9 protein-coding genes are annotated in these 12,152 nt (G+C 31.8%); 7 read left to right on the top strand and 2 right to left on the bottom strand.

The window, feature by feature from the left end; translation table 11 throughout:
* Positions 1–145: 145 nt before the first annotated feature.
* Entirely contained in the window at positions 146–1,438 is a 1,293-nt protein-coding gene (locus tag GFJ99_RS00080) for an aminopeptidase P family protein (RefSeq protein ID WP_153207014.1), read from the bottom strand.
* A gap of 278 nt (positions 1,439–1,716) precedes the next feature.
* Here GFJ99_RS00080 and GFJ99_RS00075 point away from each other — a divergent pair, with 278 nt between their 5' ends.
* From GFJ99_RS00075 to GFJ99_RS00045, 7 genes are all read left to right on the top strand, one after another.
* Entirely contained in the window at positions 1,717–4,338 is a 2,622-nt protein-coding gene (locus GFJ99_RS00075; protein ID WP_153207013.1) for a sialidase family protein, read from the top strand.
* A 3-nt stretch (positions 4,339–4,341) separates the two neighbouring features.
* A complete protein-coding gene (locus GFJ99_RS00070; RefSeq protein WP_238990058.1) occupies positions 4,342–5,193 on the top strand; it encodes a ChaN family lipoprotein in 852 nt (283 codons plus the stop codon).
* Between the two features lie 275 nt (positions 5,194–5,468).
* Positions 5,469–6,353 carry a succinate dehydrogenase cytochrome b subunit gene (locus GFJ99_RS00065; RefSeq protein ID WP_153207012.1) on the top strand — a complete coding sequence of 295 codons (885 nt, stop codon included), beginning with the start codon at positions 5,469–5,471 and terminating at the stop codon, positions 6,351–6,353.
* Between the two features lie 16 nt (positions 6,354–6,369).
* Positions 6,370–8,379, top strand: coding sequence for a fumarate reductase/succinate dehydrogenase flavoprotein subunit (locus tag GFJ99_RS00060; protein WP_153207011.1), 2,010 nt, complete (start codon positions 6,370–6,372; stop codon positions 8,377–8,379).
* A gap of 6 nt (positions 8,380–8,385) precedes the next feature.
* Entirely contained in the window at positions 8,386–9,147 is a 762-nt protein-coding gene (locus tag GFJ99_RS00055) for a succinate dehydrogenase/fumarate reductase iron-sulfur subunit (protein WP_008255092.1), read from the top strand.
* Positions 9,148–9,275: 128 nt separating this feature from the next.
* The gene (locus GFJ99_RS00050) at positions 9,276–9,728 is read left to right on the top strand and encodes a hypothetical protein (RefSeq protein ID WP_008255090.1); all 453 of its coding nucleotides are present in this window, start codon (positions 9,276–9,278) and stop codon (positions 9,726–9,728) included.
* Positions 9,729–10,496 carry a nitrilase family protein gene (locus GFJ99_RS00045; RefSeq protein ID WP_008255088.1) on the top strand — a complete coding sequence of 256 codons (768 nt, stop codon included), beginning with the start codon at positions 9,729–9,731 and terminating at the stop codon, positions 10,494–10,496.
* On the opposite strand, the gene GFJ99_RS00040 is transcribed toward GFJ99_RS00045, so the two are convergent.
* Positions 10,493–12,094, bottom strand: coding sequence for an Ig-like domain-containing protein (locus GFJ99_RS00040; RefSeq protein ID WP_153207010.1), 1,602 nt, complete (start codon positions 12,092–12,094; stop codon positions 10,493–10,495). The two genes, GFJ99_RS00045 and GFJ99_RS00040, sit on opposite strands and share 4 nt — an antisense overlap.
* Positions 12,095–12,152: the final 58 nt, after the last annotated feature.

Genomic DNA, 12,152 nt, shown 5'->3' with positions numbered 1-12,152 from the left:
ATTTTAAGCTTTATTAAAAAAATTAGGAACACAGATTTAAGAAATTATATAAATTTTAAAAATTTCGCCAATCTGTGTTCCAAAAAAAAAACGGCTTACATTTCTGCAAGCCGTCTATACTGTAAACTGAGACTGAGACTGAAAACTAACTATTCATTATCGCTTCAATTTCTTCAATTTCAATTGGAATATTGCGCATTAAATTAAATGCGGCTCCTTTTTCTTGAATTACCATATCGTCTTCTAAACGAATACCAAAACCTTCTTTCGGAATGTAAATCCCTGGTTCAACGGTAAAGACCATGTTGGCTTGCATTGGTTCGTGTAATAATCCGTAATCATGTGTGTCTAATCCCATGTGGTGACTAGTTCCATGCATGAAATATTTTTTATACGCGGGCCAATCTGGATTTTCGTTTTGCACGTCGGCTTTGTCGATTAATCCTAATCCTAATAATTCCGAAGTCATAATTTTACCCACTTCTACATGATATTGTTTCCAAAAAGTACCTGGAACCAACATTTTAGTCGCTTCGTTTTTCACATTTAAAACCGCTTGATAAACCGCTTTTTGTCGATCTGTAAAACGACCAGATACCGGAACCATACGAGTCATATCACTTGAATAATTCGCATATTCTGCACCAACATCTAATAAAATTAAATCACCAGCTTTACATTGTTGGTTGTTTTCAATATAGTGCAATACATTTGCGTTGTTTCCAGAAGCAATAATTGGCGTATAAGCAAAACCTTTCGAACGATTTCTTAAGAATTCATGTGCAAATTCTGCTTCAATTTCATATTCCATTACACCAGGTTTCACAAATTGTAAAATTCTGCGAAATCCTTTTTCTGTTATATTACATGCTTGTTGAATTAAATCTAATTCTTCACTTTCTTTAACCGAACGTAATCTTTGTAAAATAGGATTTGATTTTTCTACTTTATGTGCTGGATAATTTTCCTTCCACCATTTTACAAAACGGGCTTCACGCGTTTCGGTTTCAACAACCGCACGATAATGTTCATTTGTGTTAATGTACATTGTATCGGTATACGCCATAATTTCTTTTAAAGTTTTGTGGAAATCTTGCAACCAAATCACTGATTTAATTCCCGAAACTTCAAATGCGCGTTCTTTGGTTAGTTTTTCACCTTCCCAAATTGCAATATGTTCGTTAGTTTCTTTTAAAAATAAAATTTCTCTCAAATGTTCGTATGGAGCATCTGGAAAAAGCAATAAAATACTTTCTTCTTGATCAACGCCCGATAAATACAAAATATCTCTGTGCTGAGCAAATGGTAAAGTACTATCTGCACTTACCGGATAAATATCGTTTGAATTAAAAATCGCAACACTGTTTGGTTTCATTTGAGCTGAAAATTTAGCTCTGTTTTTAATATACAAATCGCGATCTATTTGATGGTATTTCATGTTGTAAATATTTTTTAATGTTTAAATTTTAACCACATAGATACATAGGTTTGCCTGTAAAGTTTTAGAAAAATATAGCATTTCATTTTCAGATAGTTTTAACTATGTTAACTAAAATAAATAAAATGCCTTTTCTAAAGAATCAAAATTCTATGTTTTTATGTGGTAGATAAAAATGTTCTCAAAAATAAAAAGATAAAAATGAAAAAGTTGTTAAATACTTTAGAAATTTTGTAGAAGTGCAATGTTTTGGCTAATTTTCAACAAAAATTCATACAATGAAGCAATTTACTATACTCTTTTTATTGATTTTGCAATCTTCGGTTGCTCAAGTTTCATTATTTAAAGCAGTCGAGGCTAAAAATATTGGCCCAACTATTATGAGTGGTCGCGTGGTTGATTTGGCGATTAATCCAGAAAACCCAACTGAATTTTATGTAGCGTATGCAACAGGCGGACTTTGGTATACCAATAATAACGGAACTTCGTTTTCTCCTGTGATGGATTCGGCTGAAACGGTTAATTGCGGAACTGTGACTGTAGATTGGAATTCAGGAACTATTTGGGTAGGAACTGGTGAAGTAAATGCATCTCGTTCTTCGTATGCTGGTGTTGGTGTTTTAAAATCATCGGACAAAGGCAAAACTTGGGAAAATTTAGGATTGAAAGATTCGCATCATATTAGCAGAATTTGGGTCAATCCAACTAATTTAAACGAGATTGTAGTAGCTACTGTTGGACATCTTTATACTACGAACAAAGAACGCGGAATTTACAAATCAACTGATGGAGGAAAAACTTGGAAACAAACTCTATTTGTGTCGGATGATGCTGGAATTATAGATTTAGCGGCTTCCAAAAGTAATCCAAAAATTATGTTTGCTGCGTCTTGGCAAAAAGATAGAAAAGCATGGAATTTTGATGGAGATGGTGAAAAATCGGGGATTTATAAAAGTGAAGACGGAGGAACATCTTGGAAATTAATTTCAACGAAAGAAAGTGGTTTCCCTGCAAATGAAGGCGTGGGAAGAATTGGTTTAGCGCTGTTTAATGAAAATATAATTTACGCGGTTGTAGATAATCAAAATAAAAGGCCAAACAGCAAAGCAGATAAGCCTAAAGATGCTAATGAAGCTTTATTTCAAACCGAAGTAATAGGTTGTGAATTATACAAATCAGAAGATTCGGGAAAAACATGGAATCGCACACATGAAAAGTATATTGATGATATGTTTTATTCTTATGGGTATTATTTTGCTAATATTTCAGTCGATCTAAAAAATCAGAATCGTATTTATATGGGCGGAGTTCCATTAATTTTTTCTGAAGATGGAGGAAAATCATTTTCAGCTATTAGCAAAGAAAATGTACATGCAGATCATCATGTAACTTGGATAAATCCAGAAAATCCAAATCATATTATCAATGGGAATGATGGTGGAGTTAATATTTCGTATGATAATGGTGAAAATTGGATTAAATGCAACAACGAAGCGCTAGGTCAATTATATGCTGTAAATGTTGATGACGAAGAAGAGTATAATGTGTACGGTGGTTTGCAAGATAATGGAGTTTGGGTAGGAAATCATAATTATGAAAAAAATGTTTCTTGGCATCAAGAAGGAAAATATCCGTACGAAGAATTAATGGGTGGCGATGGAATGCAAATTCAAATCGACAATAGAAATTCTAATATTGTTTATACGGGCTTTCAATTTGGCAATTACTACAAAATAGATAGAAAAAATAATAGTTCAGAATCAATAACACCAAAAAGTCCTAAAGGAGAAAAACCATATCGTTTTAATTGGCAAACACCTATTTTGTTATCTTCACACAATCAAGATGTAATTTATTTAGGTTCTAATTTTTTACATCGTTCTATGAACCAAGGCAAAACATGGACAATTATTTCTGATGATTTAACTTTTGGCGAGAAAGAAGGAAACGTTGCATTTGGAACAATTACAACAATTTCTGAAAGTAAATTTCAGTTTGGTTTACTTTATGTAGGTTCAGACGATGGTAAAATTCATGTTTCAAAAGATGGAGGAAATTCTTGGCAAATGATTTCAGGTTCTGAAACTTCTAGATTACCTCAAAATTTATGGATTTCTAGAGTGGTGGCTTCTGCTCATAAAAAAGAAAGAGTATATGCTACTTTGAACGGTTATAGAAATGATAATTTTTCAAGTTATGTTTATGTTTCTGAAGATTTTGGAGCAACATGGATTTCTATTTCAAACGGATTAACTCAGGCTGTAAATGTAATTGTTGAAGATTCTGAAAACGAAAACGTATTATATGTTGGAACAGATAATGGCTTATTTGTTTCTTTAAACAAAGGCAATACTTGGCAAGATTTTTCAAACGAAATACCAAATGTAGCAATACACGATTTAAAAATTCAAGCAAAAGCAAAAGAACTAATTGTTGGAACGCATGGTCGATCTATTTATAAAATCGATATTTCAAAAGTTCAGCAACTTAAAAGTAGTGTTTTAGAAAAACCAATTTACCTATTCGATATAAATAACAGAACAAAATCTGAGCGTTGGGGAACTCAAAATTATGCTTGGGGAAAAGTTATGGAGCCTTCTCAACAAATTTGGTTTTATTCTGATTCCGACGACGAAGGAGTTATATTAGTTTCTAGCGAAACAGGAATTGAAGTTTTTTCTGAAAAAATTTCAATTAAGAAAGGTTTAAATAGCTTTACTTACAATTACACCATGTCTAAAAATGCGGCGGCTGAATGGAATAAAAAGCACAAAAAACACACCATTTCTGTCTCGCAAAATAATAGCTACTATTTACCTGTTTCAAAATATAATTTCAAAATTGTAAAAGGGAAAACGTCTGCAACTAAAACATTTGAATTAACAGCTCCAAAAAAATAAACAATGAAAAATTTTCTATTAACTCTAATGGTTTTTGGTACTTTTTTGAGTTTTTCTCAAGATAAAAAATCCTATCAAATTTTTGATAAAAATGGCAAAAAGTCATCGTATGAAAAGATTTTAAAAGCAGGAGAAAAAACAGATGTTATATTGTTTGGAGAATATCACAATAATTCTGTGGTGCATTGGCTACAGCTCGAATTAACCAAAGATTTAGCCGAAAAGAAAAATTTGGTTTTAGGTGCCGAAATGCTAGAAGCTGACAATCAAACTCAAGTGAATCAATATTTAAATGATGAAATCAATCAAAAAGGCTTAGATTCTTTAGCTAGATTATGGAATAATTATAAAACAGATTATAAACCTTTAGTAGATTTTGCCAAAGAGAAAAAATTTAATTTTATAGCAACAAATATTCCTAGAAGATACGCCAGCATGGTTTTTAGAAAAGATTTGATTGCATTAGATTCGCTTTCGTCTGAAGAAAAATCTTGGATTGCGCCATTGCCTATCGAATTTGATATTAATTTACCAGGTTATCAAAGCATGATGCAAATGCAAGGCGGGCATGCTGGAGATAAAATGCCAAAAGCACAAGCAATTAAAGATGCAACAATGGCTTATTTTATTCATAAAAATAGAAAAGAAAATAGTGTTTTTGTTCATTACAACGGAACCTATCATTCTGATAATTATGAAGGAATTAATTGGTATTTAAAAAAATGGGATAAAGAGATAAAAATTGTAACTATTGCAACGGTGGAACAAAAAGATATTCAAAAATTAGAAACGGAATATTACAATAAAGCCGACTTTATTCTCGTTATAGATGAAGATGTAACAAAAACGTATTAAGTTGTTTTACATCGTTATAATTTCAATTTACAAAGGTTATGTAGTAAAATTATAATGGAAATTGATTACAATTGCTTATTATTCTAAAGTTTCAAAATAATTATTTCGCAAAAAAGATATACATATTACTTTTTTGTTGTTCTAACTTACTGGTATTCAACAACAGTTAAATTATTTTAAATTCATTATAAATTAGTGCTAAAAGGTTGTAGTTAATTTCAAATAGCTGTATTTTTGTTTTGATTTTTATAAAACTAGTACAATCAAATAAAATTATGGCAAAATCAGCACTATTAAAGTCATCTATAGTAAAAAAATACTGGATGGCTCTTACAGGTTTATTTTTATGCTTGTTTTTGGCGGGTCACTTGGCAGGAAATCTTCAATTGATTTTTGGAACAAGTAAGCAATTTAATGAATATGCATTATTCATGACCACCAATCCGGCAGTTAAGTTACTATCTTATCTTACTTACATTTCTATTTTATTCCATGCTATTGATGGAATTATGTTAACCATTCAAAACAAAAAAGCTAGACCAGTAGGTTATGCTAAAACAGACGGTTCTTCTAGTAGTTTTGCTTCAAGAAACATGGCGGTTTTAGGAACTATCATTTTAGTTTTTATTGCAACACACATGGTGAATTTTTGGGCTAAAATGCATTTTGATAAAAATATGCCTTTAGTTGCAAAAGAAATTCCTAATGGAATGGGGCAAAAACAACTGCAGTTAGTTGGTACTAAAGAATCTCCAATGCCATTTTTAGCTGCCAAAGGAGCTAATGTTATTACTTCAGAATTTATTAAAGAAGTAAAAGATCAAACCCAAGGCAAATATGATTTGGAATTAAAAAACGGAACCACTTTAATTAACAAAGTAGATGGAGAAATTGTTTTCATTGGCTACAAAGACTTGTATAAATTAACAGCTGATTTCTTTAAAGATGCTAAATACGGATTGTTCTTTACGATTGGGTATGTATTAGCAATGTTGGCTTTAGCGTTCCATTTATGGCATGGTTTTCAAAGTGCTTTTCAGTCACTTGGAGCAACTAGTTCTAAATTTACGCCTTCAATCAAGTTTTTCGGAAAAGCATTTGCAATAATAGTTCCTTTATTGTTTGCAATTATTCCAGTTTTCTTACATTTCAAAAAATAATCAACACATATATATTATGAAGTTAGATTCTAAAATACCAGGAGGTCCGTTAAAAGATAAATGGACCGATTATAAAGATCATTTAAAATTAGTTGCTCCAAATAATAGACCTAAAATCGATATTATTGTAGTAGGAACTGGTTTGGCAGGTGCTTCTGCAGCCGCTTCTCTTGGAGAAATGGGCTATAATGTAAAAGCATTCTGTTTTCAAGATTCGCCACGTCGTGCTCACTCTATTGCTGCGCAAGGAGGAATTAATGCTGCTAAAAATTATCAAAATGATGGTGATAGTATTTACCGTCTTTTTTATGACACTATTAAAGGTGGTGACTACCGTGCTCGTGAAGCAAATGTTCATCGTTTAGCAGAAGTTTCAGGTAATATTATTGACCAATGTGTAGCGCAAGGTGTTCCTTTTGCTCGTGAGTATGGTGGAATGTTAGATAACCGTTCATTTGGTGGTACACAGGTACAACGTACTTTTTATGCTGCCGGACAAACAGGACAACAATTATTATTAGGAGCATATTCAGCTTTGTCTAGACAAATAGGATTAGGTAGAGTGCAAATGTTTAACCGTCACGAAATGCTAGATTTAGTAAAAGTAGATGGTAAAGCACGAGGAATTATTGCTCGTAACTTAATTACAGGAGAAATTGAAAGACATTCAGCTCATGCAGTAGTAATTGCTTCTGGAGGTTATGGTAATGTTTATTTCCTTTCTACAAATGCAATGGGAAGTAACGTAACTGCTGGATGGAAAATTCACAAACAAGGAGCTTTATTTGCTAATCCTTGTTATGTTCAAATTCACCCAACATGTATTCCTGTTCACGGAACCAATCAGTCTAAATTAACGTTGATGTCTGAATCGTTACGTAACTCAGGTCGTATTTGGGTTCCTAAGAAAAAAGAAGATGCTGAAGCTATTCGTGCTGGTAAATTAAAACCAACACAAATTGCAGAAGAAGATAGAGATTATTATTTAGAGCGTAAATATCCAGCTTTTGGAAATTTAGTACCTCGTGATGTGGCTTCAAGAGCAGCTAAAGAAGTTTGTGACGCAGGTCATGGTATTGAAGCAAATGACACTAACGAAGGCGTTTATTTAGATTTCTCAACTGAAATTCAAACTAAAGGAAAACAATCAGCTTACGCAAAAGGAAATCATAATCCTACACCAGAAGAAATTACAGCTTTAGGAAAACAATGGTTAGAAGAAAAATATGGTAACTTGTTTACTATGTATCAAAAAATCACTGACGAAAATCCATATGAAACACCAATGAAAATTTATCCAGCGGTGCATTATACGATGGGTGGTGTTTGGGTAGATTATAACTTACAATCTACAATTCCAGGTTGTTTCGTTGCTGGTGAAGCCAACTTTTCTGACCACGGAGCTAACCGTTTAGGAGCTTCTGCATTAATGCAAGGTTTAGCAGATGGATATTTCGTACTGCCTTACACTATTTCTAATTATTTAGCTGATGAAATTAGAACTGGAAAAATCGCTACTGATTCTCCAGAATTCATAGAAGCTGAAGCAAGAGTGAAAGATTCAATTAGCAATTTCTTAAACAATAACGGTACCAAATCGGTTGATTATTTCCATAAAAAATTAGGTTTAATTATGTGGAATAAAGTAGGTATGGGACGTAATGAACAAGGTTTAAAAGAAGCGATTGCAGAAATTTCTGAATTAAAAGAAGCTTTTTATAAAGATGTTTATGTGCCAGGAAGCGCAGATGAATTAAATCCTGAACTAGAAAAAGCATTACGTGTTGCCGATTTCATCGATTTAGGTCAATTAATGGCAATGGATGCTTTACAACGTAATGAATCTTGTGGAGGTCATTTCCGTGAAGAATATCAAGATGCTGAAGGAGAAACATTACGTGATGATGTAAACTTTTCTTTCGTAGGAGCTTGGGAATACAAAGGAAACGATATTACTAAAGAAGACCTTCATAAAGAAGAGTTGAAATACGAAGAAATAAAAATTGCAGCTAGAAATTACAAATAAAATATTATGAGTGCATCAAAAAACATCAATATAAACCTTAAAATTTGGCGTCAAAAGAACGCTGGTTCTAAAGGAAGCATGGAAACTTATAAATTAGATAATGTTTCTACTGCAAGTTCGTTTTTGGAAATGTTAGACCAATTAAACGAGCAATTAATTAACGAAAGAAAAGAACCGGTAGCATTTGATCACGATTGTCGTGAAGGAATTTGTGGTTCTTGTTCATTATACATTAACGGACGTGCTCACGGACCAGATACTGGAATTACAACGTGTCAGTTACACATGAGAATGTTTAACGATGGAGATACAATTTTTATCGAACCATGGAGAAGTAAAGCTTTCCCTGTAATTAAAGATTTAGTTGTTGATAGAACAGCTTTTGATAGAATTCAACAAGCTGGAGGTTTCGTATCGGTAAATACTTCTGGTAACACAATTGACGCTAACTCAATTCCAGTTCCTAAAGATGATGCTGATAAAGCTTTTGAAGCAGCAGCATGTATTGGTTGTGGAGCATGTGTGGCTACTTGTAAAAATGGTTCTGCTATGTTATTTGTAGGAGCAAAAGTATCGCAATATGCATTGTTACCTCAAGGTAAAGTAGAAGCTACACAACGTGTAATGAATATGGTTCGTCAAATGGACGAAGAAGGATTCGGAAATTGTACGAATACTGGAGCATGTGAAATTGAATGTCCAAAAGGTATTTCATTAGAAAACATCGCTCGTATGAACAGAGAATTTTTAAAAGCATCTGTGAAGTAATTCATAGAATCTTAAAAATAATAAAAACGCATTCATTTATTTGGATGCGTTTTTTGTTTTAATTATTTTTTCTAACATTCTTAAATGAATGAATAAAATGGTATTTTTAACCTCATAAATTAGTCAATATGAAACACCTATTTCTTTTGTTTTTCTTTCTTTTTTCAATTACTGTTTTATCACAAAATAATACGTTAGTAATTCAAAAGATAAACTCTAAATTTACTAAAGAAATTAAGGAAAATAAGCGTATTAAAGTGTGGACAAAAGAGGGGCAAAAACTATATGGAAGATTTACAATAAAAGATTCTAGCAGTATTATAATTGAAGAAAAAGTGGTGCTATTAGAAGACATTATTAAAATGAAGAAAAAATCACTTTTTGGAACCATTGCAAATCCAATTTTCATTGTTTATGGTTCTGTTATGATAATCGCAGGTGTGGCTATAGTAGGAACTGGAGCATGGGGAGCCATTATTGGAGGAAGTTTCATCATTGGTGGAATACCAATGGTTTTAATACCGTCAATTTCAAATAATCACCCAAAACAAGATTGGGAGTATTCAATAAAAATAAGATAAATGAAAATTGCACTTTTTCAAACCAAATTAGCTTGGGAACAACCTGAAGTAAATCTAAAATTCATAGAAGAATATTTTCTTAATGAAGATGAATCGTTTGATTTATTTGTCTTGCCCGAAATGTTTACTTCAGGTTTTACCATGAATCCAGCAGAAGTTGCCGAAACTATGGATGGCAAAACAATAAATTGGTTGAAAGAACTGGCCAAAAAGAAAACTTGTGCTATTACAGGTAGTTTAGTCATCAAAGAAAATGATGATTTTTATAACAGAATGGTTTTCGTTTATCCGTCTGGAGAAGTTGAGTTTTACAATAAAAGACATTTATTTACTTTAGCTGGAGAAGAAAAAGTGTACACAAAAGGAACTGAAAAAGTAATCGTAAACTATAACAATTGGAACATTTGCTTACAGGTGTGTTACGATTTACGTTTTCCGGTTTTTTCACGTAACACCGAAAATTACGATTTACTGCTTTATGTTGCTAATTGGCCAAAACCACGTATTAATGCTTGGGATGCTCTTTTAAAGGCACGTGCTATAGAAAACATGTGTTACACCATTGGTGTAAATAGAGTAGGAGAAGACGCTAACCAATTAGAATATCCTGGGCACTCTAAAGCAATGGATTATTTAGGAAATACTATCGTAGATTGCGAACAAGAACTAGGTGTTTTTATTTTAGAATTAGATAAAAATGCCCAGCAAGTAATGCGAGAAAAATTAAATTTTCTTAACGACAGGGATGATTTTACTATTATTAACTAGTCTAAAATAAAATCTTGTTCCACATCCCAGTTGGCTCTTACATCTATGAGTTTAGGAAAATAAATAATTTCTTCGGCTTGTTTTTTAGCCAAGTAATCTCCTGTATCCCATTCGTTGTTTGCATTATCGTCAAAAATGATTCGAAGCGTGTATAGTTTAGGTTCAATGGTTTCAAAATAAATACTCGTTTCTTTAGTTGAAGTGGCTTTATATAACACTTCATTTTTATCTAGTAATTCTATAATAAAAGGAAAGCGTTTTACATTGCTGAGATTAATTTTCAAATTACCATAATCGGAAAGCTGTTTGGTTGAAAAATTATATTTTAACGAATCATTTTCTGTATCATAAAAATCTTTTATGGCGCCAGGTAGCAATTCTATAGTGTATTTTTCTTCTTCATCTTTCTTAAAATCAAAAACAATTTCTTCATCAAATTCTATATGTTTTGAAGTAAATTTTATTGCTACAGAATCTTTATTTCGAAGTGTAATTTTCGATTCGTCTATAGAAACTATAGGCGTTTTTGACTTTATAACAAATGCATCTCTAAAAGGCAAAATACTTCCCGATTTTTTCTCAATTTTTAAGGTGTCTGATTCTTTTAGATCTTTAAGTTTCGAGGTAAATGTTTTAGAATATAAGCCATTTGTAATCGAAATTTGTAATGAATCCATTTTTATATTGGGATAAAAAATTTGGACAGAATCTTTATTTTTTTCAGGAAATTTAGTTATCCTTATTGGGACTTCCTTATTGTCATAAGAAGCTGTAATTTTCGAATTTTTAAAATCGCCCTCATATCCTAAAAAAAGTTTATTATTACTTTCTTGTGTAGGTTTATCTGCTTTAAATGGCTTTTTTTCTTCAAATAATTCCAATTCAAACATGTCAGATGTTGGCAATGTAATGGTGTAATCTAAAAAGCCTATTTTATCAATAGAAGGATTGTAAATATTGTTGCTAGATTTATCTTTCATGGCAACCATTTTATAAGTTCCTTCTTTAAGATTTTCAAGAGAAAATACTTTTAAACTATCTAATGTATTGGTAACATATAAAGGTGTTTCTTTATAAACGGTAGAATCTGTAAATGTTTTTGCATCATACAACATTATAGAAACAAAATTATCAGGTTTTTGATAGAATGCATCTTTTACTTTTCCAACTACTGTTAATGAATCTACATAACTTCCTGTAGAAAAAACATATTTAAACTGAGAATAAGGGTTGCCTTCATTGTTATCTGTAATACTTTGTCCAAAATTAAAACTATATGTAGTGTTGTCTTGTAAAGTGTCTAAAATTTTAATTGAAATAAATTTACTAGCGCTTCCTTGAGGAATAATTACAGGTTGTTTCTTCATGGGTGGCGAAATAATCAACTGTTTATTAATGTTTTTAACCTTAATTAGTTCGTCAAAATTGATTTTGATTTCGTTTCCTTTAAAATTGGTTGAAAAATTCTCCGGATAACTACTAACTATTTTTGGTGCAATAGTGTCTTTATCGCCACCAGTAATTGTGCCTCTTTTGGCGCAATTTGTTAATAATAAAAGGCTTGCCAATAAAAAGGCTATGTTTTTTAATTTTATCATCTTATCAAATAATGGTGCTACAAAATAACAACTATAATTAGTGCAAACATACAATTTT

The organism is Flavobacterium sp. LMO6 (genome assembly GCF_009495795.1).
Taxonomy (GTDB): domain Bacteria; phylum Bacteroidota; class Bacteroidia; order Flavobacteriales; family Flavobacteriaceae; genus Flavobacterium.
Note: the sequence above shows the minus strand (reverse complement) of the source record. Positions and strands in the feature narration are given on the sequence as shown.

Bases quoted from the DNA above. Each gene is read 5' to 3' on its own strand.
- GFJ99_RS00060 (WP_153207011.1), top strand. From the start codon at position 6,370: ATGAAGTTAGATTCTAAAATACCAGGAGGTCCGTTAAAAGATAAATGG.
- GFJ99_RS00050 (WP_008255090.1), top strand. From the start codon at position 9,276: ATGAAACACCTATTTCTTTTGTTTTTCTTTCTTTTTTCAATTACTGTT.
- GFJ99_RS00080 (WP_153207014.1), bottom strand. From the start codon at position 1,438: ATGAAATACCATCAAATAGATCGCGATTTGTATATTAAAAACAGAGCT.
- GFJ99_RS00045 (WP_008255088.1), top strand. From the start codon at position 9,729: ATGAAAATTGCACTTTTTCAAACCAAATTAGCTTGGGAACAACCTGAA.
- GFJ99_RS00065 (WP_153207012.1), top strand. From the start codon at position 5,469: ATGGCAAAATCAGCACTATTAAAGTCATCTATAGTAAAAAAATACTGG.
- GFJ99_RS00075 (WP_153207013.1), top strand. From the start codon at position 1,717: ATGAAGCAATTTACTATACTCTTTTTATTGATTTTGCAATCTTCGGTT.
- GFJ99_RS00070 (WP_238990058.1), top strand. From the start codon at position 4,342: ATGAAAAATTTTCTATTAACTCTAATGGTTTTTGGTACTTTTTTGAGT.
- GFJ99_RS00055 (WP_008255092.1), top strand. From the start codon at position 8,386: ATGAGTGCATCAAAAAACATCAATATAAACCTTAAAATTTGGCGTCAA.
- GFJ99_RS00040 (WP_153207010.1), bottom strand. From the start codon at position 12,094: ATGATAAAATTAAAAAACATAGCCTTTTTATTGGCAAGCCTTTTATTA.